A 25,535-nucleotide genomic window follows, 5' to 3' on the forward strand; every position below is an offset into this window, starting at 1 on the left:
ATACGGAGTAATGAAAAATTACTGGGACAACGGGATCTCTTTTGAAGAGTATATCCGTATCGGAAGAGAAAGACTGGAAAATCCTGCTAACGAACAGGAAGCCGAATATAAACAATATTATGAACTGGGACTTCAGAGAATGGACAGAACTTTAAAAAAGTATGTTCCAGATGAAGATCAGCTGAAAGAACTTGCTTCTAAAAACTTTGACGGAAAGATCCTGATTATTTCTGAAGCATGGTGCGGTGATGCCAGCGCCACAGTTCCGGCTCTTGTTAAATTCTTTGAAGGGCATAATGAAGTAAGAATTTTCCTAAGAGACAGCGATAAAAGTCTGATCAATCAGTTTCTGACCAATGGAACAGAATCTATTCCTAAAGTGATTATCCTGGATCAAGATTTTAATATAAAGAATTCCTGGGGGCCTCGTCCAAAATACGGACATGAGCTTCTGATGAAATATAAAGCAGATCCTGAAGGCTATCCAAAGGATAATTTCTATAATGATCTTCAACTTTATTATGCCAAAAACAGAGGTAAAGATGCTGTTCAGGAAATTTTAGAATTATTGTAACAGAATTTATTCAAAAGATAACGGTAAAAATCGGCCTATGAAAAAGAATATTATTTACCTCGTACTGATCGTCATCATTGGTGTTATTGTATTTATTCCGGGAGTAAGAAGCTACCTGAAAGACCAGTTTTTCCCGGTGGCTACCATTGAGAATGCAGTGCATGTAAGTGAAGAAGATTATGATATTGAGCTGAAAGGAATGAATGTTCCGGATACCAACCTTAAAAACTTCAGAAACAAAGCTGTTTTTCTTAATTTCTGGGGAACATGGTGCCCTCCATGCAGAAAAGAATGGCCTTCTATTCAAAAGCTGTATGATTCCCGAAAAGAAAATGTAGATTTTGTACTCATCGCAATGAATGATAAAGAGGATGCTGTAAAAAAATTCCTCGCAGAAAACAATTACAATGTTCCCGTATATATTGCGCAAAGCCCGATCTCTGAAAAGATTCTTCCCAAAGCTTTCCCTACTACGTTCCTTTTGGACAAAACAGGAAGAATCATCATTAAAGAAGATGCTTACAGAGATTGGAATACGGAAACTGTGCATCAATTCATTGATAACATTATCAAGTAATTTTTTTAACTAAATTTTATAATTAATTGGTACAAAATTTGCGAATTTTATAGCGTTGAAAAAATTTATTTAAAAACTAAACACAAAATGAAGTATTCAAAATTGAATCTTGCAAAAGAAGCCATTAGCCACAAAGGTTTCGTAAAAAAAATCCCTGACATTTTCAGAATGGTAAAAATGTGGAGAAAAGGAATCTATCCTATGAAATCCCTTGACATCATCCTGCCTTTACTGGGACTTTTATATGTGATCTCCCCTATTGATCTTCTCCCTGAATTTGCCATTCCGGTACTGGGCGTTATGGATGATATTGCCGTTTTATCGCTCACTATCCCAAAACTGATTAAAGAAGTGGACAAATTCCTGCTTTGGGAAGCTGAACAAAGGCTGAAAGGCACAAAAGTTATTGATGCAGAAATTGTAAAATAATCGCATTAGCAAAGAAAATATGAACCATTCCGAACACTTCCGGGATGGTTTTTTGTTGACAAATCAGTGATAAATTTTTAAGCCTTATTTCAAATCCTTAAATTTGCAGTATCTAATAAAAAATAATGGAAAGTAAAAAAGAATTCTTCTTAGAGTGCTATAAGCTGGGCATCATTAAATTCGGAAGGTTTACCCTGAAAAGTGGTATCGAAAGTCCGTTTTATGTAGACCTCAGACCTTTGGCTTCAGACCCTAAAATTTTAAAAAATCTTGCTAATTATTTATTGGAAATGCTTCCTCTGGATAATTTTGACCTGATCTGCGGAGTTCCTTATGCTGCTCTTCCAATGGCTACGGCCATGTCACTGGAAAGCTATATTCCATTAATCATTAAAAGAAAAGAAGCAAAGAGCTACGGAACAAAAAAACTGATTGAAGGAATTTACCAGAAAGGGCAGAACTGTCTTTTGGTAGAAGATGTCATCACTTCCGGAAAATCGCTTGTAGAAACAATTGCTGAAGTAGAGCAGGAAGATCTTAAGGTAGCTGATATTGTTGTGGTACTGGACAGAGAACAGGGAGGAAAACAACTACTGGAAAGTAAAGGTTACAGAGTACATACGCTTTTCAATATTTCGGAAGTATGCGATATTCTTCAGGAAACCGGAGAATTATCTGATGAAGAAGTGGCTAGAATCCAGGATTTTCTTCAGGGAAACCATATCCAGTTTGAAGAAAAAATCAGACCTTCTTATGAACAGAAACTACAGCAGACCCAGCATTCTGTTTCAAAAAAGTTACTAGAAACTGCCTTGGCTAAACAATCCAACCTGATTGCTTCGGCAGATGTTACAACCACTCAGGAACTTTTGGATCTTGCTGAAAAAGTAGGTCCGCATATCATTGCTTTAAAAACCCATATTGATATTATTTCAGATTTTGATTACGAAAAAACCATACTTCCTTTAAAAGAGCTTGCTTCAAAACATCAGTTTCTTCTAATGGAAGACCGCAAGTTTGCTGATATTGGAAATACCCAAGAGCTTCAGTTTACAAGCGGAGTTTTCAAAATTACAGACTGGGCAGATTTTGTGACCTCCCAGGTGATAGGTGGTTTTGAATCTTTAGATTGTTTCAAGAATGTAGGCGTAGTAGCCATTGTTGGAATGTCTTCCAAAGGAGCTTTAACTACTGCTGCATATCGTGAAGAAGCCCTTAAAGTAGCATTATCACATCCTAATGTAATTGGTGGAGTATCACAAAACCAGATTCCGGAAGATCTTTTATTATTTACTCCGGGGGTAAATCTTGCCGACTCGGGAGACGGAAAAGGCCAGCAGTATAATACTCCGGAGCACGTTTTCAAAATGCTTCATACCGATTTCATTATCGTAGGAAGAGGTATTTATAAGTCTGATAATCCAGAAGCAGCTGCGGTTACCTATAAAAACGAAGGCTGGAATGCTTATATCAATTCTTTACAAAAAAAAGAGATTCAGGGTTAAAATCCTATAAAATATATTCAAAATAAGTTTATATTTGGGCTTTATCAAAGGATATTGAAAAAGATCAGCATTTGCCTTATTTTGTTTTGTGGAATTGTACAGGTTTCTGCACAGAAAGACAGCATTTATATTGAGGCCAAACTTTCCGCCGACAAAAAGACACTGGAAGTAAACCAGGAAGTCGTTTATTATAATCATTCCGAGAAAGATCTTCACACGGTAAAGCTTCTGAATTGGGTTTCAGCTTATAACAAACAAAAATCAGCTTTAGTCTACAGAAAACTGGAAGACCGGAACAGTGATCTTCATTTTGCTAAAAGTGAAGAGTTGGGCAGACTTTTAGATCTCAATATCACAACTTCTGAAAAGCGGCCATTGTCAGTAAACTCTATTTCAGACGAAAGCATTTTTCTTCCTCTGAAAGAAGCATTAAAACCTGGTGAAAGCATTACATTACAGCTGCACTACCGGATGCAGCTTCCCAGTAAGAAGTTTACGGGATATGGCACAGACGGTAAAAATACAGCATTAAAATATTTCTTTATTGTTCCGGATCATTTTGATCCGGACAATATTTCCAAAAGGAGCTATAACGACATTGAGGAATCTGTAAGCTTCAATACTTTCTGGACTGTCAATTTTGACCTTCCACCAAATAGTTTCGTTGAAGGAAATCTACCACAGCCTCAAATGAATTCCTTTAAAGGTTACCTGGAATCAGATCCGGAATTTATCGTTTCGGAGAATGGTCTTCCTTCTATGAGGCTCAATGTAGATGGAGCAGATACTGAGATCAAATTCGGATATCCTTTAAAACCTGAGGAAAAACAAAACCTTGAGTTTTACCTGCCGCTTCATTTAAAATTCATTAAAGAAAAAATAGGCACCCTGCCCCAAAGTCTTTTTATTTCTGAAAAATTCAGATCTAAGGAAGATTTTTTCGGAAATAACGATATTACATTCTGGAACTTCAGATTTCAACTCTTTACCGATGCTGAAAAAACAGATCTTGATTATTTCGGGATCATTGCAAAAAAAATTCTTGATGAAAAAATCATCACCGACAAAGAAAAAGACCACTGGTTCAAGAATGGTTTAAAATCATATCTTGAGATTCAGTACCTGCAGAAATTTTATCAGGATACGAAACTTCTGGGAACCCTTCCTGAAACTAAAATTTTTGGAGTTAAACCTTTAAAATTATTCCATGCATCCAACGTTAAGCTTTTGGATCGATATGGATTAGCCTATCAATACATCATGTCCCAGAATCTGGATCAGAAGATCGACGAAAAATTCTCTGCATTAAGTAATTTCAACGATATGGCGGTCAGTAGTTTTGAAACGGGAAGTCTTTTCAGCTATACAGCAGATAAAATGAGTTATGAGCAGTTCAATACTGTATTAAGAGAGTATGTTTTACAGAATACCGGGAAAAAGATTGCTCCTGAGGGTTTTCTAAGTGAACTTACCAAAACGGATAAAACGTCCGGTTACCTTTCCGGATTTTTAAAACAAAAAAACAGAGTTGACTTCCGGCTTAAAAACATAAAAAAAGAAGGTGACCTTTTCAACATCAGAATTGGAAAAAATACAGATCTTCCTATTCCCGTAAAACTGGAAACCCAGACCACTGAAGGTGAAAAGAAAGCTTACTGGATTGAGACAGAAGAAAACGAAAGAATCAAAAACATAACACTTCCTGCTTCAGATGACATTCATAAAGTAACATTGAACAGTGGTTATATTTTTCCAGAGTCTAAATACCGGGATAATTTCCTGTATGCAAAAGGGTTATTTTCCAACACTAAAAAAATTAAACTCAAACTGATCAAAGATATTCCAAACCCGGAATACAATGAAATATATGTCAGTCCGAGAGTTCGTTTCAACAACACGTATGATAAATTTCTGTTTGGGATTAACCTGAAAAACCAGTCTTTTTTTGACCAGAAGTTCTTATATTCAGTAACACCAATGTACAGTTCGGGCACAGGAAAACTTACGGGTTCCGGAGCTGTCTCCTACTCTTTCCTTCCTGCTGAAAGTATTATCAGAAGTCTTACTTTTGGAGTTTCCGGTTCTTATTTCCATTACGATTATGGACTGGCCTACAGAAAAGGGTCTTTATTTTCCAGTATCAGCTTCAGGAAAGATCCCAGAAGTACGGTAAGCAGAAGCATAGGAATTTCGTACAATTATTTTGAAAGGGATCTCAGTCCAAAAATGATCGCTAATCAGGATTATGGTAAATACAATCTCTGGAGCTTCGGATATGGATACAGTGACAGCCAGATGATCCATGAAAAAAGCTTAAGCCTGAGTGCCCAGGGAATGGAAGATTTCAATAAAATAACTGCAGAAGGCTTTTACAGGTGGGAATTTGCTCCTAAACAGAAGTTGAGCTTAAGATTATTTGCCGGATATTTTGTAAGAAATGATACCCGTAACAATATGTTCAATTACGGTATATCAAGAGTATCTAATTATTCCTTTTCCTATAATCTTTTAGGAGAAAGTGCTAACAGCGGTATTCTTTCACAGCAGTTTATTTTGGCCGACGGAGGGTTTAAATCTTTTATTCCGGGATCGGTTAACCAGTGGATTACCTCCTTCAATGTAGATTCCAGTGTGTGGAAAATATTTCATGTGTATGCAGATGCCGGAATGTATAAAAACAAAAACCGTCCTACGCAGTTTATCTGGGACAGCGGCATCAAAGTACGGGTGATTCCTGATTTCCTGGAGGTTTATTTCCCGATACAGTCTTCATTAGGTTTTGAACCTTCTTTTAAAGATTACGGAAAAAGGATCAGATATACGCTGGTTCTAAATCTGGGATCAATTATTAATGCAGCCAGGAGAGGTTGGTATTAATATAGTCTTGAAGTTGGAAGATGGAAGTTATAGAAGTCGTATAATAAAAATCGCTCTATATTTTCGATTTACTTTACTTAAAAAAGTTCTAATGATTAACAGCTATAAAAAAATTCCGGCCGTTTCTTCGAAACGGCCGGAACTATATGGTCAAAAGAACTATTTTAAATTAGTCTTTTAAGATTTTCTGAGATACTGGTTCGTTGTTTACAGTTCCTGTTACGATGTAGTTTCCTTTTGCTAATTCAGCAACGTTTAATACTTCGTTGTTTTTAACAGAAGCAGTTTTAACTACCTGTCCGAACATGTTGTAAACTTTTACGTCTTTCACATCTGCTCCGAAAGCGATTTCGTCGTTCTTAACGAAAGTGTTTTTGATGATTCTGTACTTGGAAGGAGCCACTTCACCTACAGCAAGAGATCCTGCAGGTACTAGAGAAAATTCATCAAAGTTGGCCACTGAATTGTTATAAGCACGTACTTGTAATTGGAACTGAGTTGCAGCAGCAGGAGAAGTAAATGTTAGGGTTTTAAGTGTCCAAGTACTTACTTTAGCTAAATAGCCATTATTATTTCTCAGAGGATCCGTTGTAGCATCACTTGTCAAATATATTGGAGCATTTGCAGAATCTAGAAAACAAGACCAGATTCTTGCTCCGTTTCCGGATCCTGATGATTTATACCAGAAGCTTACTGTATATTGGGTATTCGCACTGATCGGGATATTCTGATAAAATCCGGTAGTTGCAGATGAAGCATATTTAGCATAGTTCGCACCCTGATAAGGGGCATCCGTTTCAACTGTAGGTAGAGTGTATGTAGCTACTGTACCTGCTGTCCAGTTACTAAGTCCGCTTTCAAAACCTGGGTTTTGAACTAAATTTTGAGAAAATGCAACAATACTTGCCGCAACTCCTAAAACAGTAAAGATTTTTTTCATTATATAAAGTTTTAATATTGGTTGTAAAAGTACAAAAAAACCATCACTTTATAAAAATGATGGTATATATTTAACAATTAATTAAAGTTACTTTTTAATAATTTTTTCAGAAACCGCTTTACCATTAATATTTCCTGTTACCAAATAAATCCCGCTCTGTAGATTATCTACATTTAAAGATCCGTTTTCAGCAACAGAAGCTGTCTTAACTAATAGCCCATTCATATTGAAAATTTTAACTTCTGCTTTTTCTCCGAAATAAATTTCCTGATTTACAGAAGTATTCTTTACAAACGCGTTTTTAGTTTTTTTAGTGTCTATTGTTGCTAAAGATCCGCTTGTTCCTGTCAGTCTCACATCATCTATTCTCCATTCAGTACTGTTGGTTCCTGTAAATCTGATTCTCAAGTTTGAAGTTGCCGGGATGGCTCCTGTAGGATTAATGTATACCCAGTTAGCAGTATTACTTCCCGTAGCTCTGGAATAAGAAAGAAGTGTCCAGCTGATTCCATCTGCACTTACCTCTATTTTCAGTTCATTATTGGCAGCTGTAGTACCTTTTCTCTGACCCAGGTAAAGCTGAATATTCTGATAATTTGATGTATTAATTCCTGAAATCAAAAAAGTTTCATTATTGGCATTAATCATTACATTGGCACCTCCTGATGCCTGAGTATATGCTCCGGTAGTTGAAACGTTTGTAGATCTTACATCTCCTGTACCATCATAAGTAACAGGGCTTCCGTTCTGAAAAGTGGTTGCTGAAATATCAGATGTCCCCGTACCCGATCCCATACTTTCAGAATAAATAGTAGTTTGTGCAAATACAGTTGCTGACAATAATCCTGTAGCAACTAACGAATAAAATTTTTTCATGATTGTAAAATTTAATATTTAATAATTTACACTGTAAAATTAGACCCATTTTTACGGATACAACAATAATTACATTAAATTTCTGTTAATAATACCAAACTGATTACCGTTAACATTTTTTAATTATTTTTACGAATTATTTTGAAAGATTTGCGGAATTTTTTTCTTCCATTTGTTTTGTTTTTCCTGGGCATATTTTCGGGTAATGCACAGGTATTCTCATGGAAAAACCCAAATATTCCTCAGGATTCAATAAAAAAAGACAGTATCCTTGCTGCCAGGTTTGAGCAGGATATTTTTGCAAAGGATACGTTGGACTTTATAAAGACCAACAACAAAATAATTGTAGACGAGGCAGTACTCGCCAAAAATGACAAAAAAAGATTTTTAGGAGAACTTAATTCTAAAGGTTCTATCATCCGGGGAATCACGTTTGGTAATAACCAGGGACAGTCTGTACAGAGTTCCATGGATCTTCAGATTTCCGGAAGATTATCAAAGGATGTTACCATTTTAGCCAGTATTTCAGATCACAACCTGCCTATACAGGCTGATGGGTATACTCAGACTTTAGAAGAGTTTGATAAGATCTACATGCAGCTTAATATTAAGGAGAAATCCATTATGAGAGCTGGACATTTAGATCTTGTGGAAGCTAAAAATTATTTTGCAAAATACCAGAGACGAAGTATGGGACTTCAATTCCAGACCGAAATTGGAAAAGAAAATAAAACCCTTGTGGATGTTTCTATGGGAGTTGCCCGAAGTGAATTCCACAGGGTTCGTTTTCAGGGAGTTGAAGGAAACCAGGGGCCATACCGCCTTACCGGGAAGAATGGTGAACAGTTCATCACGTTGATCTCAGGCTCTGAACAGGTTTTCATTGATGGTATTTTAATGAAACGAGGTGAGAACCAAGACTATATTATCAATTACAATACAGGAGAGGTAACGTTTACCAGTTTCAGACCTATTTTTCAGCAGAACTTCATTACGATTTCCTATAACTACACCAACAGGAACTACTCCAGATATTTATTCACCGGGAAGCTTGAGCACCAGAGAGAAAAATTCAAAGTAGGCCTGAACTGGTTCATGGAAAATGATAATAAAAATGCGCCGCTTTCTTTAAACCTGTCTAAAGAGGATGAACAGATTCTTGCTGATGCAGGAAATGACCCTAATTTAATGTATGCCCCTTCGGGAGTAGTTACAGAATATGATGTCAACAAAATTTTATACCGGTTAAATCCTAACGGAAACTTCTACGAATTTTCCACAGACCAGAATGAGACACTTTATCAGGTTTCTTTTACTTATTTCGGAGTTAATTTAGGGGATTATAAAATTACACAAACCACCAATAACGGCCGTGTTTTCGAATATGTAGGGGCTAATATGGGAGATTACAAAGCGGTAAGAAAGCTGCCTTCCCCTCAGAAATCCCAAGTATTTTCCCTTAACTCTGAATATCTTTTAAATGAAGGAAAAATAGGGGTTGATTTTTCACTCAGTAACTATGATGTCAACTTGTTTTCATCTAAAGATTCTGATCAGAATATTGGATATGCATACCGCGTTTTCGGAAATAAAAGTTTCACCAAAAATAGCTGGAAAGGAACTCCAAGTTTTGAGTATCAGTATATTGATAAGCAGTTTCATATTTTAGACCGGATCAACGATGTAGAGTTCTCAAGAGATTTTAACCTTACGCAGGAATTTAATCAAAGAACACAAAACAGATTTATCTTCAGCTTTTTAAATAAATGGAACAATAAGTCTACCTTAAATTACCGTATCAACTATCTGAATGAGCAGGATTCTTATAAAGGAATTAAAAATGATCTGGATTTCGGATGGATTAAAAATAAATTCTTTACCAAAGGAAACCTGTCTTACCTTAATACGAACGCAACCCTTCAGGACACCAAATTTATAAGAGGCGGGGTTTCTACAGAATACACTGGTAAAAAAGGAAGCTGGGCCATTGGAGGAAGCATGGAACATAACGAGAAGAAGTATAACGATACCCAGCTTATGGATGTTACCAGTTTCAGCTGGAAAGAACTTTTCGTACAAAAGAAAATTGGTGACAGTACAAGAACAAAGCTCCTTGCTAAAGTCTATATGCGAGACAACGATTCTGTACGCAACAACAGACTGGAAAATATGAACAATATTTTGGGAATTATGGCCGAAAGCCAGGTGATCAAAACAGACAAAACAACCTTAAATGTTTTGGTGCACTATAGAAAGTTTTTCTACCAAAGTGATGATGCTGATATGACCCGGAATAATGATTTCGTGGTTGGAAATATTCTTTACAATCAGCAGCTTTTCAGAAACGGGATGCGTCTTCAGGCATTTTATGAGCTTGGAAACGGACAGGAAGCCCAAAGGGAATTTCAGTATCTGAAAGTAACAGACGGACAGGGAGTTTATAAATGGACCGATTATAACGGAGACGGCATTCAACAGTTGGATGAATTTGAAATTGCAGAATATTCCGATCTTGCACAGTACATCAGAGTGTATACTAATTCTGTCCGGTATATTGCTTCCAATAAGAATAAAATACAGCTGGCCCTATTTGTCAATCCGTCTATTATTTTCAATTCGGAAAATGCTTTTTTAAAGCGATGGAATTTTAATATTTCATTAAATTCTCAAAATTCATTCTATAAAAAAGATAAAGTCCTTGTACTGAATCCTTTTGAAAAAAACAGTGATCAGATTCTTAAAAACCAGAATATTTTAACCTCCGTCCAGTTTAATCCTACTGAAAAATCGGGGTGGAACGGAAACTACCGCTTTATTACCAACGACAATCTCATCAATGCCAATTTCAGTAATGAAGAAAGGGAGCAGACTTCACATTTCCTGAATGTAGGATATTGGTTCAATAAAGAATTCCGGGTAGACTGGGAAAACTCTGTTCATGATATCAGAAACTCTTCACAGCTTTTTTCAACAAGAGACTACCGCCTGAACAATTTTGAAACTAAACCTAAGGCCACTTATAAATTTACGGATGCCATCCAGGCAGAACTCTCGTCTGCTTTCCGTCAAAAAAAGAGAGTGGATGGTGAAGAAATTCTGAAAGCGTTTGATATTACGGGAACCATTCAATGGGAGCGTAAAAAAACGTCTATCAGAGGAAACTTCTCTTTTATCAACAATAATTTCACCGGAAATAATTTCAGTATTGTTGGTAACCAGATGCTGGACGGTCTTAAACCGGGTAAAAATCAAGTATGGAGTATCTTTATTCAACAGGCAATTAATTCATTCCTTCAGCTTAACGTAAATTACGAAGGAAGAAATTCAGGAGACCGTACCATTCACATTGGAAGTATGCAGGTGAAAGCGAGTTTCTAATTTAGAATTTGTAGCAATTAAAAATATAAGAAACCCCTGATTCATCCAGAATCAGGGGTTTTATATTAAAGTTCAAATACTAAAATTTATCTTTTAAGGATTTTGAGAGTTTGGGATTCTTTATCCGAATTCACTTTTAGGATATACATTCCCGGAGATAACTTTCTCATATCAACGGAACCTTTTTCTGCATTTACTGTTTCATTTACTACTCTTTGTCCCATTGCATTATAAATTTCTATATTCCTGATTTTAGTATCATTGGTAATTGTTAAATAATCTACAACCGGATTTGGATAATAGCTGATTTTGCTACCTTTCGCCACCTCCTGAGTCGCCAAAACAACTGCTGTAAACTCATATCCTCCCAGATCTGGTGTTGTTGCATTTCGCGTATTTCCATCGGCATCTAAAGTTACTCCAGCAACAGGAGTCCCTTTATTATCAAGCGCTGTATTTCCAGTTGTTGATAAATGCAAATCTGTAGCGGAAACAAATACAGGCAAAACATTGATAGAATTTGTATTACTTCCAAATCCAGTCTGAATATCTGTTAAAGTAGCTCTTGCAGAGCCAATATATCCAAGATTAGTTCCTGATGAATGATAATCATTGTAATTAATATTGGAAAAGACCGTATTGGCAGCTCCTGAGTAAATGGTATATTTTTCTCCAGCCTGAGTTTGTTTGTTAATAAATAAATTATTTCTCACATCTACAGCTCCTGCAGCAGTAACAAGACTTCCAACATTAAATGCTGACGGCCTTCCTGAAACATTTTGATTGGTATCCATTACTACCGTATTATAATAGATTTTATAACCAGCCCCTTGATTAATGAAAATACCGTTTCCATTATCATTTACTCCTCCGCCTGAAGCATAACCGTAACCAGCAACATCATTGATGACATTATTATATACCAGCATATTAGCTGTTGCATTTGTGGAATTTAAATAAATACCAACAGCACCATATCCTGTAGGGTTAGGATTTTTAATATCCGATATTCTATTATTAAAAATAGTCCCGTTTGTTGCAACGGCACCAATTAAAATACCTTGAGCAGGGTTGGTGGAATTTGCTGGTAACATTACTCCTCTGATTGTATTTCCGCTTACTTCAAAGTTTTTAGCATTCTGTACAGCAATTCCTCTGTACAACATTTTGTCTGTTGCTACTGTAGAGCCAATAATATTGTTTTTAATGATAAATCCTGTATCTGTATTAGTAGCATTTCCTATCGCAAAAATAGCATTCTGAGCTTTCACAAAAGTGTTATTAATCGCAGAGAAATTATTATTAGATACTTCAGCTGCAGCTAACGTTGTTCCTGACACAATAATTGCTCCTACAGTTCCTGTAGGGCTGGATCCAGCAAAATTAATATTCCTTAAAGCAACATTTTCAGCTCCATCCGTAGCGGTGCACGAAACCCAAAGAACCACCGGTGTAGTACCTGTTGTAGCAACATACGTATTACTGATCGTTAAATCTCTTGAAGCTGTACCATTATTACTTCCATCAATTGTTACATTATCAGCACCGTTGAACTTGATGGTTGCAACAGTATCTGCACTGGTAATTGTAGCTGTAACTCCTGTTGCAGGTTTAATCAAAACGGATGTATAGCTTACCGCACCTCCACTGGCATTTAATATAGCAGTTGCTGTTTCTGTAGTATTTCCGGTAATACTTATCGTAATAGCCCCCTGATGTGTTCCCGCATTAACAGCATCGAAAGCGCCTTTTAATGTGGTATAAGTTCCTGTTGTTGTGCCGGCTGTAGCGGCAATGCTTACCTGCGCGTGAAGACCCGCAACAGCAAAGCTCGTCATTAAGCAAAATAGAGTTTTTCTCATAAGGTATTATTTTTTGTATTCTAAATATATGAAAATTATTCAATGAAATTTCAATTTAAATAAAAACAAAATACAATAACCACAACAAAACAACCAAAACAATAATAAAATAAGACGTTTTAACTAAATTGATAAATTCAAATAATATCTAATCATAAACTCTATCAGGACATAAAATAGAATTTTGTAAATTTGCGCCATGATAAAAATTGGCAATATAGGACTGCCGGAATTTCCGCTTTTACTTGCACCGATGGAGGATGTAAGCGATCCGCCATTTAGAAGATTATGCAAAATGCATGGTGCAGATTTGATGTATTCGGAGTTTATCTCTTCAGAAGGGTTAATTCGTGATGCCATCAAGAGTAGAAAAAAGCTGGATATTTTTGATTACGAAAGACCTGTAGGAATCCAGATTTTCGGAGGAGATGAAGAAGCTATGGCTATGTCTGCAAGGATCGTGGAAACGGTTAATCCGGATCTGGTAGACATCAATTTCGGATGCCCTGTGAAAAAAGTGGTTTGCAAAGGAGCGGGAGCAGGAGTTCTGAAAGATATTGACCTTATGGTACGTCTTACAAAAGCTGTAGTAAGCTCTACTCATCTTCCTGTAACCGTGAAAACCCGTTTAGGATGGGACAGCACCAGCATCAATATTGATGAAGTGGCAGAACGTCTGCAGGAAACAGGTATCAAAGCATTAACCATCCATGCCAGAACCCGCGCGCAAATGTACAAAGGCGAGGCAGATTGGGAACATATTTCCAGAATAAAGCAAAATCCTAATATTGAAATCCCGATCTTCGGTAACGGGGATATTGATTCTCCTGAAAAAGCACTGGAATATAAACAAAAATATGCCTGTGACGGAATTATGATCGGAAGGGCTGCTATCGGGTATCCATGGATATTTAATGAGATCAAACACTTCTTTAAAACAGGTGAGCATCTTCCAGAGCCTACTATTTCAGACAGACTTTTAGCTGTACGCCAGCACGCAGAATGGAGTGCCGAATGGAAAGGAGAAAGGCTAGGACTTGTGGAAATGAGACAGCATTACAGCAATTACTTCCGAGGAGTTCCTCACTTCAAAGAGTTCAGAAAGAAATTCCTTGAAGTATTTACACTGGTAGAAATGGATGCTTTAATTAAGGAAACACAACAATTCTACGAAGAATATCAGCCACAGATATAAAACAATAAACCATCAGGAATTCTGATGGTTTATTTGTTTCTAAAAATTCTTTTAATATCCTTCTGATGGAGTTTGATTTTTAATCAGTGCCAGTGCTGAAGAGGTTCCTATTCTTTTCACTCCCATGCTGATCATTTTTTCAGCATCTTCCGGAGTTCTTACTCCGCCGGCTGCTTTCACAGGAAGTTTTCCGGCATTGTCAAGCATAATTTTAATCCCTTCAAATGTAGCTCCATTAGGTTTTCCGTCGGCTGTTTCATAAAATCCTGTTGAGGATTTAACAAAGATACGTTCGAGATCATTTTCTGAGAAATTCTCTTCCGCCCAATCAGCAATATGCTTAGTGATGCCAGCAATCTGTTCATCTGTTAAAGCTGCAATTTCAATAATCCATTTTGCAATTTTATGATGGGTAAGGCAAAGCTGGGTACATCTTACAAACTCATCTTTCACTAGTGTCAAATCACCTTTGAGGTAAGCATTGTAATTGATTACAAAATCAAGTTCATCGGCTCCGTCTGCGATTGCTTTAGAAGCTTCGGCAAGCTTTTCGTCAACTGAATATGTTCCTTCATGAAAACCAATGACAGTCCCCACCACAACATTTGAATTTCTTTCCTGAATATACTTTTTGATCTCCGCTACGTAATCCGGACGGATCATCACGGCAAAAATCCCATTATCTATCGCTACCTGCGCAAGATCTTTATTTATAAGTAATGTTTCTTCATTTGATTTCCCCGACTGGGCAGGTGTTTTCAAATAGGTTGAGTCCAAATATTGTGCAATGTTCATATTGTTATACTTTCAATTGTCTGTAAATACCTTGCTCCAAAGATATGAAAGTTTCTGTTCTTGTCACCCCTTTTAGCTTCTGAAGTTTATTAAGAATCTGCATAAGATGGTCATTATCTTTACAAAGAACTTTTAGGAAGATGGTATAGTTCCCTGTAGTGTAGTGGGCTTCCACTACTTCATTGACGTCCTGAAGAGACTTCACGACTTCTGAATAATGACTCGGCTGATCAAGAAATACTCCAATGTACGAAATGACCTTGTATCCTATTTTCTTAGGATTCAGAAACGAAATCGAATTTTCGATAACGCCTGCGTGTTCAAGTTTTTTGATTCTCTGATGGACCGCAGTTGTAGAAATACCTACATTTTTTGAGATGTGTGCTAAAGACGTTTTAGCATTGTCCATCAGCATGTAGATAATTTCTTTGTCAATAGAATCTAAATGATAACTTGTGTTGCTTGAATTTTTCATTTTCTACTTTTTTATTATTTATGTTTTTGTTTAATTTTTAAACCTGACAAAAACCGGAAAGTGATCGCTGTACCCGCCTAAATACCGGGTACCGGCATAGGTTCGGAAAGGGCGTCCTTCAAAGTATCTGGTCCGGCTGCTGATTTTTTCAGAATTGAATACCTGGGCATCCTGAAAAGTCAGAACATCATTATCAAAAAGAGATTTCGATAAAATAATCTGGTCATACAACAGTCCGGATTTATAATGAAAAGTAGAATAATTTCTTGTAGAGAACAACTCCTGAAAAGGGTTAATCAAAACCTTCTCGTGCTCGTTGTCATAGAGAATTTTCACTAAATTTTCATCATCCGGGTTTTCGTTAAAATCACCGCACAACACTACATGCTCTTTCTCTTCATGTACCAATTTCATGATCCGCTGCCGGACCTCGTTCAATATAAAGGCTCTTTTGGGCTTATTAATATCTTTTTCTCGCTTAGAGGGAAGATGAGAGATAAAAACATTAATAAGAGTACCTTTGTATTTTACTTTTGAAAAGAGTACGTCTCTGGTTGTGTCGTAATTCTGTGTGTTTTTTTTTATTATTTCGAAGAAGAAAGTAATAGTTTCTGAGTCTATTATTTCTACTTTATTTTTATCATACAACATGGCTACATCTACCTTTCTTTCATCCATGGAATTATAATGAACAATTCCATATTCAGAATTAAAGGGATCCATTTCCACCAGATCTTCCAAAACTTTCCTTCCGGAAATCTCAGATAACCCAATGATAAACGGCAGAACACCATTTTTCTCCTTCATCAATTGAAAAACGTGTGAAATTTTAAAAAGCTTATTTCTGTATCTTTTCTCATCCCAATTCCTTAATCCTGATCTGGTTGGATCTAATTTATGAACGGGGACGGGGTCGGGCAAAAATAAATTTTCGACATTATAAAAAGAAAACACCTCCATCTGCACTAATTGCTATCTTTAAAATTGCCACTCACTTTTCAGACGTAAATTTATTATTTTTTTTCAAATTCTATTAATTTATTTATAATATTTTCATATTAATATTATGCGTAAAATACACAAACTTTAGTTTAAAAAATTAATCAAAGCACAATATAAACTGCAATTTATCAATATTTTCCATTTACAAATTAACATTCTGAAAATAAAACAACATATACAATTCAAAATAATAAGAATAAAATGACAAATAATAAATAATTATATTAATAATTTCCTGTGATTTTCAAATTACATCAATTCTTATTCCGTTATAGATATAACTTTTTAGAAATGTGAAAAAAAAGAATAGAATCGCAGAATTTAGCGATCATTTTTAAAGTAAATCGGGACGTTTTTCCTGAGTAATTCTTATGGCTTCCTCATGACGCCACTCTTCAATTTGCGCAAAATTACCACTTAAAAGAACTTTAGGAACCTCCAGTCCTTTGTATACTTCAGGTCTTGTATAAATTGGTGGTGAAAGGAGATCATCCTGAAAACTGTCGGTTAAAGCACTCTGCTCATCATTTAAGACTCCGGGAAGAAGTCTGATTACCGAATCAGCCAGCACGCATGCAGCCAGTTCTCCTCCGGTGAGCACATAATCACCGATTGAAATTTCTTTTGTAATATGAAGATCCCGTACTCTCTGATCAATTCCTTTATAATGACCACAGAGAAAAATCAGGTTATTTTTTATGGAAAGGGTATTGGCTATTTTCTGGTTCAAGGTTACTCCGTCCGGTGTAAGATAAATCACCTCATCATAGGTTCTTTGAGATTTAAGTTCGGAAATGCACTTATCCAATGGTTCCACCATCATGACCATTCCTGCACCTCCACCATAAGGTTCGTCATCAATCTGCCTGTGCTTATTGATGGCCCAGTCTCTGAGGTGGTGAAAGTGTACTTCTGCCAAACCTTTATCCATTGCCCTTCTTAAAATAGAAGTCTTAAACGGACTTTCCATCAATTCAGGAAGTACGCTTATTATATCAATTCTCATTGTAATGTTCCGTTTTTCTTAGTAGGTATAATAATTAATCTTAAAGAAGAATCTTTGTTGAAATAGCTCCACATCCAGTTAAAGAATATGGCCAGTTTATTTCGAACGCTCAAAATTAGCATTAAATGGAGAAACATCCAGAAATACCATGCCAGAAAACCCTGAAATTTTATAAAAGGTAGATCAACAACAGCCCTGTGCTTTCCTATGGTAGCCAAAGATCCTTTGTCATCATATTCGTACTCTTTCCATTCGCCCGGATTTTTCTTTAAAATATTTCTCCCCAGATTTCTCGCCTGATTAATGGCTACGTTGGCAACCTGCGGATGCCCCTGTGGATATTTAGGTGTTTCCATGTAGGCAATATCTCCGATGGCATAAATATTATCGTACCCTTTTATTTTATTATGCCGGTCTACAATGTATCTGTTTCGGACCAGTTTTTCTTCGGGGAAGCCAGCAACAACATTTCCTGTAACTCCGGCTGCCCAGATAACATTATTGGAAGGAATTGATTTTCCGCTTTTCAAATGCACTTTATCCCCGTCATAATCCGTTACAACCTCTCCGCTAAGGAAAGTTACTCCGAGATCTTTAAGGTATTTTTCAGATTTATCCTGAGCCTCACTGCTCATTACAGCAAGCGGTTTTTCTGTAGAGCTTACCAAAATAATCTTCAGCTGGTCAAAATTCATATAAGGGTAATCCCTTGGAAGGATTTCTTTTTTCATTTCGGCAAAAGCACCTGCCAGCTCTACCCCAGTTGGTCCGCTGCCAACAATCACTATATTCCAGTTTCCGTCGTCACTGCGGCTTTTTTCAAGGATCAGCTTTTCAAAAGTCATCAGTACATGATTTCTGATTCCGATAGCTTCCTGGGTATTTTTCATTCCGAAAGCTTTTCCTTCAAGATCTTTGTTACCAAAAAAATTGGTTTTACAGCCCGTTGCGATGATCAGTTTATCATAGGTGAATTCGGCTTCATCGGTGATTACTTTGTTGTGCACAGGATCAATTTCTTTCACCTCTGTCATCCGGAACTGTGTATTTCTGGAACGCTGAAAAATCTTCCTGAACGGGAAAGAAATATTGGAGGGTTCTATCCTTCCGGAAGCAACCTGATAAAAAAGCGGCTGAAACATATGATGATTCACCCGGTCCAGAACCATTACTTTTTTATTCTTGTTATTCAATGTTTTTGCAAGCTGCAGCCCCGCAAATCCTCCTCCTATAATGATGATTTTTTCGCGTGTTTCCATAATACACAAATTTACTGATTTTATTTAGCATTTAGAGGTGAAAAAAGTTAGTTTTGCAAAACTTTATGACACCGAAGAAGTACACCAAAAAAACTGCCAAAAAGGTACACGGGCACCGACGGAAGAACTATTTTTTCCGCAGAAAAGTAATTTTGGGCATCTTAATCATCGCTTTAATAGGAACAGGGTTTTATTTGAAGCAATCCATCAGCTATTATTACGCTTTGTACTTTAATAAATTCAGTCATAAAAAACTTCACAACAGCGAAAGAGAAACGTTAAGGATCCAAAAAATCCTGACTTCCAATCTGGACAAGACGTATGGTTTTGACATTTCACATTATCAGAACAGAGAGGATATCAAATGGGACAGTCTGAGTATCGGAAATAAAACAATTCCTCTGGAATTTGTTGTTATGCGCGCTACCATGGGAAACCGGAATGCTGATAAACATTTTGGCGATTTTTGGGAGCAGGCTAAAAAACATAACCTGATTCGTGGTGCTTATCATTTTTACAGGGCAGATGAAGATCCTGTGATTCAGGCCAATAATTTCCTGGACAATGTAAAACTGGAAAGTGGTGATCTGCCACCTATTTTAGATATAGAAAAGATCCCAAAACGCAAGACCAACAAAAAGCTGGTTGAGGATCTTAAAGTATGGTGCAGGATTATAGAAGAAACGTATGGTGAAAAACCTATTATCTACACCTATTATCATTATTACAAAGATTTTTTAAAAGGTGAATTTGACGATTATCCTCTCTGGCTGGCCAATTACAATGACGTGCCATCTCCTACTCCTGAAGGAAGCTGGGATTTCTGGCAGTTTACCGAAAACGGAATCGTTCATGGTATCAATACCAAAGTAGATCTGGATATTTATAATGGCAGCTCATGGTCTTTAAAGAGACTGACGCTGGATTAAAAGAAAGGAAGATGAGGATGGAAGCAGAAGGTTATAGAAGTACCTATAATAAATAAAGTCTCTTTCATCAACAGGTATCCTATTTAATGAAAGAGACTATTTAAATTTTATAGACCGTTCAAAGACTTCCGGTATTTATTTACTTCTTACCAAGAAAACTTAGAATATCTGCATTTAGTTCATCCGGCCTTTCATAAGGCACCATATGGGTTGTATCCTTATAGATTTTTTTCTCTCCGTTCGGAATTTGTTTGGAAATAAATTCGGTATGATCCGCCTTAATCACATCTCTGTCCCCGGCAATAACCAAAACCGGACTTTTAATTTTATTTAAGTCATTTTTATTGATATTGGGCTCTGTAAGCATGATTTTTAAAAGCCTGCGCTCATTGAATGTTTCAGCAGGGGCTAATTGATTCAGCTGTGTCATTTGATTGGTGAACCTTTCGATAAGTTTTTCTTCTACTCCTTCAGGAAAAGCATTGGCTCCGATGGTCACCAATTTATTAAGCCTCTCCGGATATTTCAATGCAAACTCCAATCCTGTGTTTCCTCCGTCACTCCAGCCAACAATATTAATTTTATCGAGCTTCAGATCGTCTGCTAATGCTTTTACATCATCTGCAAACAATTTATAGGTAAAATCTTTTTTGGAAGTATCTTTACTTTTACCCTGCCCTCTTGTATCCATCACAATTACTTTGTATTGTTTGGAAAGAACCGGGATCTGCTGGTAATAATCTTTTATACGTCCGGAGTTCCCATGAAGTAATACCAAAGGCTCACCTTCGCCATATACTTCATAATAAAGATCCGTATCCTTTAATTTCAGGTACTTTCCTGCCGATTCATTCTTTCCGTATATGGACTGATCTGCTTCCTGTATATTTTTTGAATTATCTGCAAGCCATCTCTCAGAAGCATCAACATCATCTGCGTATCCTCCATCATCATCTTTTGTATCTTTTCCGCTTTTATCCATTTTTACATCAATATTAATAGCCGGAGCTGCAATCGTCATTTTTTTCCAGTCGCCATAAAACTCCCTGATGAACCCTGTTCTGAACAGAGCCGCACTTATTTTAATGCTTCCGTTAAATTCTTTTAAAAACTGGATTCCTACAAAAAACTTTCCTTTAACCCAAATACCATAATCATTAACATCAAGGGTATAAGTTCCGTCTTTAATCATATCTTCAGTAAGCTGAACAGTAATTTCTTCCTCCAAAATATTTTTATCCGGGAACCCGTTTTTCTCACTGTAAATACTATATCGCATCAGAACCGGTTCTGTGGAAATATAACGGGCAATATTCAGATTAATATTCCTGATTTTTGATCTTTTCTTTGCATTGAATTCCAAAGCTGTTTCTCCCAGGAAATTTTCTTTGTTTCCTGCTGGATTAACGAAATATAAAACACTTTTGGTTTTCGTATTGACTCCCCAGTTTTTATCAACCAGCTTTTTAGCCTTAATGACAACTTCTTTAATAGATTTACTTTTTTCCTGCAGAAGGATTTTTTTAGGATTCTGTTTTTTAAAATCCTGTACGGTTTCGGAATAGGCTTCATATCCGGGAACTTCTATCCGTACTTTGTGCAACGGATCCATTCCTGAAAGATCAATGGAAAAGCTGCCCTTATTGTCTGATATCGTTCCTATCGTTTCTTTTTCCACCCCGATTTTTACGTAAGGAACCGGCTGATTCTCGTTTTTAGAAATTATACTGCCGGAAATAACCTGTGCATGGAGGCCATAAGCCATTAAAAAAAGAAATAAAGCGTTTAATTTTTTCATGTTTAAAAGTTTGGTGCAAAATTCCTTATTTCCGGGATTTCTTACTCATAATACATTATTAAATTTAATCTCAGTTTAGTTAAATTTATTGTAAAACATTCTTTATTTACGGGCATTATTCTAAAAAACAGATAAAATAGCCTGCTACAGAATCCGCATGATCTCTTCCCAGGAATTCACTCTTTTGTAATTTTCATTTTCCAGAAGCTCATTATGAGGCTGGGTAAAAATGAATTTTTCACCGGAAAAATGATCAGGATTTCTAGGATAATCATCAATCATTACATCCCCTGAAACTACTTTTTTACTTCCGCATAAAACAATCTGTTCCCAGGAGATAAACGGAAAATGTTCTGCCAGCCAGTCAAACTTTTCCCTTAAGCTGTTGGAAAATTCCATTCCCGCTGAAACAATATACAGTTCATATTTATCATTTAAATATTTCAAAGCTTCGCGGCTTCCTTCCATCACCGGAAGTGTTCTGAAAAAACCAATTTCATTGACATGTTTTTTACCATTCGGAAAAGCTTCAATTTCAGGCAAACCTGCCAGACCACTGATCTCAATTTCATCTCCTGAATCTCTTTTTTCAAATTGTACCAATTGATGATAAACATCTGCCATCACCCCATCCATATCAACAATTACTTTTTTCATAGTATTTTAAATGGCAGGAAGATGGAAGAATGAGGCTGAGGGTTATTTTTAGTTATAAGTATTGAAGTCCATTGTAAAATCAAATGATTTTCAGAATGACGCTTATTATTGATGACTTTCATAACTTCCCTCTTCCATTACCAGCTTCCAACCTGTATAAATCAGAAATTATGATCCTGAGCTGAAACCAAAATACAATGGGAGATATAAGGCAAAATACCCATTCACTTTCCTTTGTATAAAAGTTTTCTAGCTACATTTTCGTACTTTTGCGGCTCAATTGAAAACCAAAATCAAACCATTACATTCCAATGAATTACGTTTCTGCAGAAAACCTGACCAAATCTTACGGCATCAAAGTTTTGTTTGAAAATATCTCTTTCCACATCAATGAAGGAGATAAAATAGCTATTGTTGCCAAAAACGGAAGCGGAAAATCTACCCTTCTTAAAATATTGATGGGTAAAGAAATTGCAGACAGCGGAACGGTGGTCATCAATAAAGATATCCAGGTTGTTCTGTTTGATCAGGAAATTGATTACAATCCGGATCTTACCATTGACGAATTTATGATGACTCTGGATTCAGAACCGATTCTGGCCCTTAAGAATTATCATCAATCCTTGCATTCTACAGACTCTGCTTTTATTGAAAAGGCTTTGGCTGATATGGAAGTTCATAAAGCCTGGGACTTGGAAAATGAAATGAAGCAGATCCTTTCCCAGCTGAAGATCACAGATCTGGAAGCTAAAATGGGAACTTTATCAGGAGGGCAGATCAAGCGTGTTGCCCTGGCCAAGCTTTTAACAGAAACCAGAGCCGAGCACAGACATACCCTGCTGATTATGGATGAACCTACCAACCACCTTGACGTGGAAATGGTTGAATGGCTTGAAAATTATCTGAACAAAGCAAAAATCACCTTACTGCTGGTTACCCACGACCGTTATTTCTTAGACAGCGTTTGCGATATTATCTGGGAAATGGAAGATCAGAATCTTTATCTTCATAATGGTTCGTATGCCGTGTATCTGGAAAATAAAATGATCCGCGAGGAAAATATGAATGCAACGATTGACAAGGCCAACAATCTTTACCGGAAGGAACTGGAATGGATGCGCAGACAGCCGAAAGCCAGAACTACCAAATCAAAAAGCAGAATTGACTCTTTCTATGAAACAGAAAAAGTAGCCAAAACGGACACCAGAAAACAGGGGCTTGAACTGGATTTTGAAATGAAACGTCTGGGCCAGAAAATTCTTGAACTTAAGCATATTGATAAAAGTTTTGGTGACAAGCTGTTGCTGAAAGATTTCAGTTACCAGTTCCAGCGTGGTGAAAAAATAGGCATCATCGGAAAAAACGGTGCCGGAAAATCTACCCTTCTGAATATTATCCAGGGATATGAAAAAGCCGACAAAGGTGAAGTAGAAACCGGGGAAACAATATCTTTTGGGTATTTTTCACAAAAAGGACTTACCTATAAAGAGGATGAACGGGTTATTGATTTCATTAAAGAAATTGCAGAATTCTATCCTCTTGCCAACGGAAAAAGTCTTTCCGCTTCACAGTTCTTAAGGCTGTTCCTGTTTGATGACCAGACGCAGTACTCCCCTATTTCCAAGCTTTCCGGTGGGGAGAAAAGAAGGCTGCACCTGATGCATATCCTTTATCAGAACCCTAATTTCCTGATTTTTGATGAACCTACAAATGATCTTGATCTTCCAACACTTACCGTTTTGGAGAACTTCCTGCAACAATTCCAGGGATCACTAATCATCGTATCTCACGACCGTTATTTTATGGACCGAATCGTAGATCACATTCTGGCTTTCGAAGGAAACGGAAAAATAAAAGATTTTATTGGAAATTTCTCAGAATACAGGGAAGCCAAAAGCAGAGAAGAAGCTCTGGAAAAGAACACAGCATCAAAACCTGAACCTGCTAAAGAAACAACACCTGCTGCTGATATTTCAAATTCCAAGAAAAGAAAACTGACTTTCAAAGAGCAAAGAGAGCTGGAAACGATTGAAAAAGAAATGCCTGAACTGGAAGACCAGCGTTCTAAAATCCTTGATCTGCTTAATAACGAAACCGACTATGAAAAAGTAGCCAAACTTTCTGACGAGCTGGAAACTGTTTCCGAAAAACTTGGCGATCATGAGATGAGATGGCTGGAGCTTCAGGAGCTTTTATAAATACAAATGTCGGAGGGGTAAAATAATACCTCTCCGACATTCATACTTTCTGACTTTATAGCTCAATAACTCTTCCTTCCTTGGCACTTTTCAGAGCAGCATCAATGATTTTCATGTTCTGTACCACTTCTTTTCCCGGAGAGGGCAGTGGATATCCGAATACGATGTGCTCATAGATCTGTTGGTAGTAATCCATGTAATTGCCGGGCTCGCTCAGGGTTAATACTCTTTCAGTTTCGTTATTTTCATTTAAAAAATTCAGAATACCGTCATCCTCTTTTAATACAACAGTCCATTCTTCTCCATATACAGGAATGGCTCCGGCTACAAGCTCATTTTCCTGATTATCGGTTCTTTCCTGAAGGAAACTTCCTTTTTCGCCGTGGATGGCATAAGCATAATGAGCCTCTTTGGTGAAAACTGATGACTTCAGCCTTACCCGAAGTTCATTTTTATAAAATAACAGGAGCTCAAAATAATCATTGGCAAACTCGGGACCTTTCATAGAAAATACATCCGCAAAAAGTTTTTCCGGATACCCGAAATACTGTACAACCTGATCCACAAGGTGGGCGCCAAGATCATGCAACGAACCTGAACCGTCCTGTTGTGGATTTTCTTTATGCTGCTTCCCGCTTGGAGAAGTACGGAATCTGTCGAAACGGATCTCAGCTTCTTTTATAGAGCCTAGTTTTCCGCTGTTCAGGATATTTTGTACCTGCAAAAAATCACGGTCAAATCTTCTGTTCTGATATACACTTACAAACAGTCCTTTTTCATCTGCCAGTTTCACCAGCTCTTCTGCTTCTTCAACATTGACTGTAAATGGTTTTTCAACAATGATATTTTTCCCAGCTTCCAGTGCTTTTTTGGCATATTCATAATGAGTCTGAACGGGGGTATTGATAATCACCAGTTCTATTTCTGCATTATGAAGCATTTCTTCCACAGAGCGGTAGATTGTTGTCTGCGGATATTTTTCTTTAGAATCCTCTTTGCTTCGTTCAACGATACCGGAAATAAAAAATCCGGGATGTTCCTTTAAAAAAGGGGCATGAAATACCTTCCCACTCATCCCGAAAGCGCAGAGACCAGCTTTTACCAATTGCATATTTATAATTTTTCAACAAAGATATTCAATATCCTCCAAATGATCAGTCTATCAAAGAAATAGAGTATTTATCGTATTACAAAATAGATGAT

General features: G+C 36.8%; 20 protein-coding genes. 9 read left to right on the forward strand and 11 right to left on the reverse strand.

The features are described 5' to 3' along the window. The first annotated feature begins 10 nt into the window (after positions 1–10). The 5 genes from FW768_RS11215 (at position 11) to FW768_RS11235 (ending at position 5,962) form a co-directional block, all read left to right on the forward strand. Positions 11–574 (forward strand): thioredoxin family protein, encoded by a 564-nt coding sequence (locus FW768_RS11215; RefSeq protein ID WP_153395456.1) that lies wholly within the window; start codon positions 11–13, stop codon positions 572–574. Positions 575–611: 37 nt separating this feature from the next. After that, positions 612–1,151: a TlpA family protein disulfide reductase gene (locus FW768_RS11220; protein WP_153395458.1), complete on the forward strand. Its 540-nt coding sequence runs from the start codon at positions 612–614 to the stop codon at positions 1,149–1,151. An 87-nt stretch (positions 1,152–1,238) separates the two neighbouring features. Then, a complete protein-coding gene (locus tag FW768_RS11225; RefSeq protein ID WP_062697924.1) occupies positions 1,239–1,580 on the forward strand; it encodes a YkvA family protein in 342 nt (113 codons plus the stop codon). Between the two features lie 125 nt (positions 1,581–1,705). Continuing rightward, the gene (pyrF, locus tag FW768_RS11230) at positions 1,706–3,085 is read left to right on the forward strand and encodes an orotidine-5'-phosphate decarboxylase (RefSeq protein ID WP_153395460.1); all 1,380 of its coding nucleotides are present in this window, start codon (positions 1,706–1,708) and stop codon (positions 3,083–3,085) included. A 54-nt stretch (positions 3,086–3,139) separates the two neighbouring features. Then, on the forward strand, positions 3,140–5,962 hold the full coding sequence (locus tag FW768_RS11235; RefSeq protein WP_231128674.1) for a gluzincin family metallopeptidase: 2,823 nt from the start codon (positions 3,140–3,142) through the stop codon (positions 5,960–5,962). A gap of 169 nt (positions 5,963–6,131) precedes the next feature. On the opposite strand, the gene FW768_RS11240 is transcribed toward FW768_RS11235, so the two are convergent. Continuing rightward, on the reverse strand, positions 6,132–6,902 hold the full coding sequence (locus FW768_RS11240; RefSeq protein WP_153395462.1) for a T9SS type A sorting domain-containing protein: 771 nt from the start codon (positions 6,900–6,902) through the stop codon (positions 6,132–6,134). Positions 6,903–6,989: 87 nt separating this feature from the next. Then, complete coding sequence (locus FW768_RS11245) at positions 6,990–7,778, reverse strand: T9SS type A sorting domain-containing protein (RefSeq protein ID WP_153395464.1); 789 nt, start codon at positions 7,776–7,778, stop codon at positions 6,990–6,992. A gap of 150 nt (positions 7,779–7,928) precedes the next feature. Between FW768_RS11245 and FW768_RS11250 the strand changes: the two genes are divergently transcribed. After that, positions 7,929–11,156: a hypothetical protein gene (locus FW768_RS11250; protein ID WP_231128675.1), complete on the forward strand. Its 3,228-nt coding sequence runs from the start codon at positions 7,929–7,931 to the stop codon at positions 11,154–11,156. Positions 11,157–11,242: 86 nt separating this feature from the next. Here the strand turns inward: FW768_RS11250 and FW768_RS11255 are convergent, their stop codons facing one another. Further along, on the reverse strand, positions 11,243–13,018 hold the full coding sequence (locus FW768_RS11255) for a T9SS type A sorting domain-containing protein (protein WP_153395466.1): 1,776 nt from the start codon (positions 13,016–13,018) through the stop codon (positions 11,243–11,245). 199 nt (positions 13,019–13,217) lie between these two features. Here FW768_RS11255 and dusB point away from each other — a divergent pair, with 199 nt between their 5' ends. Beyond that, positions 13,218–14,213, forward strand: a complete 996-nt coding sequence (gene dusB, locus FW768_RS11260; RefSeq protein ID WP_153395468.1) for a tRNA dihydrouridine synthase DusB — start codon at positions 13,218–13,220, stop codon at positions 14,211–14,213. 51 nt (positions 14,214–14,264) lie between these two features. Here the strand turns inward: dusB and deoC are convergent, their stop codons facing one another. From deoC to FW768_RS11285, 5 genes are all read right to left on the reverse strand, one after another. Next, the gene (gene deoC, locus FW768_RS11265; RefSeq protein ID WP_153395470.1) at positions 14,265–15,008 is read right to left on the reverse strand and encodes a deoxyribose-phosphate aldolase; all 744 of its coding nucleotides are present in this window, start codon (positions 15,006–15,008) and stop codon (positions 14,265–14,267) included. Positions 15,009–15,012: 4 nt separating this feature from the next. Then, positions 15,013–15,483 carry an Lrp/AsnC ligand binding domain-containing protein gene (locus tag FW768_RS11270; RefSeq protein ID WP_062697709.1) on the reverse strand — a complete coding sequence of 157 codons (471 nt, stop codon included), beginning with the start codon at positions 15,481–15,483 and terminating at the stop codon, positions 15,013–15,015. A gap of 30 nt (positions 15,484–15,513) precedes the next feature. Continuing rightward, entirely contained in the window at positions 15,514–16,443 is a 930-nt protein-coding gene (locus FW768_RS11275; RefSeq protein ID WP_153395472.1) for an endonuclease/exonuclease/phosphatase family protein, read from the reverse strand. Positions 16,444–16,819: 376 nt separating this feature from the next. After that, positions 16,820–17,491 (reverse strand): tRNA (guanosine(37)-N1)-methyltransferase TrmD, encoded by a 672-nt coding sequence (trmD, locus tag FW768_RS11280; protein ID WP_062697706.1) that lies wholly within the window; start codon positions 17,489–17,491, stop codon positions 16,820–16,822. After that, positions 17,488–18,750, reverse strand: a complete 1,263-nt coding sequence (locus tag FW768_RS11285; RefSeq protein ID WP_153395474.1) for an NAD(P)/FAD-dependent oxidoreductase — start codon at positions 18,748–18,750, stop codon at positions 17,488–17,490. The genes trmD and FW768_RS11285 overlap by 4 nt, the downstream gene beginning before the upstream one ends. A 65-nt stretch (positions 18,751–18,815) precedes the next feature. On the opposite strand from FW768_RS11285, the gene FW768_RS11290 reads away from it, so the two are divergent. Then, entirely contained in the window at positions 18,816–19,679 is an 864-nt protein-coding gene (locus tag FW768_RS11290) for a glycoside hydrolase family 25 protein (protein WP_153395476.1), read from the forward strand. Between the two features lie 139 nt (positions 19,680–19,818). Here FW768_RS11290 and FW768_RS11295 read toward each other — a convergent pair whose 3' ends face one another. After that, on the reverse strand, positions 19,819–21,477 hold the full coding sequence (locus FW768_RS11295) for an alpha/beta fold hydrolase (RefSeq protein WP_153395478.1): 1,659 nt from the start codon (positions 21,475–21,477) through the stop codon (positions 19,819–19,821). 144 nt (positions 21,478–21,621) lie between these two features. Then, on the reverse strand, positions 21,622–22,134 hold the full coding sequence (locus FW768_RS11300) for a 5' nucleotidase, NT5C type (RefSeq protein WP_153395480.1): 513 nt from the start codon (positions 22,132–22,134) through the stop codon (positions 21,622–21,624). Between the two features lie 311 nt (positions 22,135–22,445). On the opposite strand from FW768_RS11300, the gene FW768_RS11305 reads away from it, so the two are divergent. Next, positions 22,446–24,332: an ABC-F family ATP-binding cassette domain-containing protein gene (locus tag FW768_RS11305; RefSeq protein WP_153395482.1), complete on the forward strand. Its 1,887-nt coding sequence runs from the start codon at positions 22,446–22,448 to the stop codon at positions 24,330–24,332. 55 nt (positions 24,333–24,387) lie between these two features. Here the strand turns inward: FW768_RS11305 and FW768_RS11310 are convergent, their stop codons facing one another. Continuing rightward, positions 24,388–25,443 (reverse strand): Gfo/Idh/MocA family oxidoreductase, encoded by a 1,056-nt coding sequence (locus FW768_RS11310; protein WP_153395484.1) that lies wholly within the window; start codon positions 25,441–25,443, stop codon positions 24,388–24,390. Positions 25,444–25,535: the final 92 nt, after the last annotated feature.

It is taken from the genome of Chryseobacterium vaccae (assembly GCF_009602705.1).
GTDB classification, from domain to species: domain Bacteria; phylum Bacteroidota; class Bacteroidia; order Flavobacteriales; family Weeksellaceae; genus Chryseobacterium; species Chryseobacterium vaccae.

What these genes read in the sequence shown, in the direction of transcription:
- FW768_RS11255 (WP_153395466.1), bottom strand. Translation starts at nt 13,018, where the DNA reads ATGAGAAAAACTCTATTTTGCTTAATGACGAGCTTTGCTGTTGCGGGT.
- FW768_RS11220 (WP_153395458.1), top strand. Translation starts at nt 612, where the DNA reads ATGAAAAAGAATATTATTTACCTCGTACTGATCGTCATCATTGGTGTT.
- FW768_RS11215 (WP_153395456.1), top strand. Translation starts at nt 11, where the DNA reads ATGAAAAATTACTGGGACAACGGGATCTCTTTTGAAGAGTATATCCGT.
- FW768_RS11245 (WP_153395464.1), bottom strand. Translation starts at nt 7,778, where the DNA reads ATGAAAAAATTTTATTCGTTAGTTGCTACAGGATTATTGTCAGCAACT.
- deoC (WP_153395470.1), bottom strand. Translation starts at nt 15,008, where the DNA reads ATGAACATTGCACAATATTTGGACTCAACCTATTTGAAAACACCTGCC.
- dusB (WP_153395468.1), top strand. Translation starts at nt 13,218, where the DNA reads ATGATAAAAATTGGCAATATAGGACTGCCGGAATTTCCGCTTTTACTT.
- FW768_RS11270 (WP_062697709.1), bottom strand. Translation starts at nt 15,483, where the DNA reads ATGAAAAATTCAAGCAACACAAGTTATCATTTAGATTCTATTGACAAA.
- FW768_RS11225 (WP_062697924.1), top strand. Translation starts at nt 1,239, where the DNA reads ATGAAGTATTCAAAATTGAATCTTGCAAAAGAAGCCATTAGCCACAAA.
- FW768_RS11300 (WP_153395480.1), bottom strand. Translation starts at nt 22,134, where the DNA reads ATGAAAAAAGTAATTGTTGATATGGATGGGGTGATGGCAGATGTTTAT.
- pyrF (WP_153395460.1), top strand. Translation starts at nt 1,706, where the DNA reads ATGGAAAGTAAAAAAGAATTCTTCTTAGAGTGCTATAAGCTGGGCATC.
- FW768_RS11295 (WP_153395478.1), bottom strand. Translation starts at nt 21,477, where the DNA reads ATGAAAAAATTAAACGCTTTATTTCTTTTTTTAATGGCTTATGGCCTC.
- FW768_RS11240 (WP_153395462.1), bottom strand. Translation starts at nt 6,902, where the DNA reads ATGAAAAAAATCTTTACTGTTTTAGGAGTTGCGGCAAGTATTGTTGCA.
- trmD (WP_062697706.1), bottom strand. Translation starts at nt 17,491, where the DNA reads ATGAGAATTGATATAATAAGCGTACTTCCTGAATTGATGGAAAGTCCG.
- FW768_RS11310 (WP_153395484.1), bottom strand. Translation starts at nt 25,443, where the DNA reads ATGCAATTGGTAAAAGCTGGTCTCTGCGCTTTCGGGATGAGTGGGAAG.
- FW768_RS11290 (WP_153395476.1), top strand. Translation starts at nt 18,816, where the DNA reads ATGACACCGAAGAAGTACACCAAAAAAACTGCCAAAAAGGTACACGGG.
- FW768_RS11305 (WP_153395482.1), top strand. Translation starts at nt 22,446, where the DNA reads ATGAATTACGTTTCTGCAGAAAACCTGACCAAATCTTACGGCATCAAA.
- FW768_RS11275 (WP_153395472.1), bottom strand. Translation starts at nt 16,443, where the DNA reads ATGGAGGTGTTTTCTTTTTATAATGTCGAAAATTTATTTTTGCCCGAC.
- FW768_RS11285 (WP_153395474.1), bottom strand. Translation starts at nt 18,750, where the DNA reads ATGGAAACACGCGAAAAAATCATCATTATAGGAGGAGGATTTGCGGGG.